The sequence below is a fragment of the Methylobacterium oryzisoli genome (genome assembly GCF_046557895.1).
Taxonomy (GTDB): Bacteria; Pseudomonadota; Alphaproteobacteria; order Rhizobiales; family Beijerinckiaceae; genus Methylobacterium; species Methylobacterium oryzisoli.
In genome coordinates this window covers 1-1050 of record NZ_JBKIBX010000123.1, presented here as the reverse complement: position 1 = coordinate 1050, position 1050 = coordinate 1, and the positions used below count along the sequence as shown (strand labels likewise).

The 1050-nt window shown below is 66.3% G+C and carries 1 protein-coding gene; it reads right to left on the bottom strand.

Annotated elements, in window-relative coordinates; translation table 11 throughout:
* Positions 1–16: 16 nt before the first annotated feature.
* A protein-coding gene (locus ACKUB9_RS34320; protein ID WP_407531177.1) for an IS630 family transposase occupies positions 17–960 on the bottom strand; the annotation gives its coding sequence in 2 pieces (ribosomal slippage) (positions 17–624 and positions 624–960; 945 coding nt in all).
* Positions 961–1050 lie beyond the last annotated feature (90 nt).

Genomic DNA, 1050 nt, shown 5'->3' with positions numbered 1-1050 from the left:
CTAGAGCGTTTTCGGTTTAATCTGGATCGTATCCGGCAGCGATGAAGAAGTTGGCACACTCGTCGGGCGTGATGGTGTCGACGAGCCTCCCGATGGCCGACCAGAGCCCCTCGACGGTGCGCTCGGCAGCCTTTCGCAGGAGCGCCTTGAGCTTGGAGAAGGCCATCTCGATCGGGTTGAAGTCGGGCGAGTAGGGCGGAAGGAAGAGCAGCCGCGCGCCCGCCGCTTCGATGGCGGCGCGCACAGCTGGCCCTTTGTGGCTGCCGAGGTTGTCCAGCACGACGATGTCGCCGGGCGTGAGTTCAGGCACCACCACGCGTTCGACATAAGCCTGGAAGATCTCGCGATTGATCGGACCATCCAGCACGAAGGGCGCGGTGATCCCGGACAGGCGCAGACCCGCCACGACGGTGGTGGTCTTCCAGTGACCATGCGGCACGGGTGACCGCAGCCGCTCGCCGCGCGGCGAGCGTCCGCGCAGGCGAGCCATGGCGGTCGAGGTCCAGGTCTCGTCGAGGAACACGAGGCGGGCCGGGTCGAGGTCGAGTTGGCTCTCGAACCAGGCCTCGCGCGCCGCTCTCACATCCGGGCGATCCTGCTCGGCGGCGTGAGCTGTCTTTTTTTGTACGTGAGATCGCGCTCGTCGAGAAAGCTCCACAGCGTGCTCAGCCCTACCGTGAGATCCTGCTCATCCCGCAGCCGGGCGCGCATCTCCTCCAGCGTGATGTCGTCGTTCTGTTCGATCAGGGCACGCAGAAACGCCTCATGCGGATCAAGCTTCGAGCGGCGCGTTCGCCCTTGCGGGCGGGCTGCCACCGTTCCGGTCGCCGTGAAGGCGGCCATCCAGCGGATCGCGGTCGCGATCCCGACCCTAAAACGCGCCGCCGCTTGCCGGCAGGAGGTTGCTGCCGCGGCATCCACCACCCGCTCGCGCAGGTCCCGGCTGTAGGGTCGGCCCATGCCTCGCTCCTCGTCCAGAGCGATCAGGGAATCACACCGCAGCAGACCCGAAAACCCCGCACCGACTCAGCCCAAACCGAAAACGCTCTA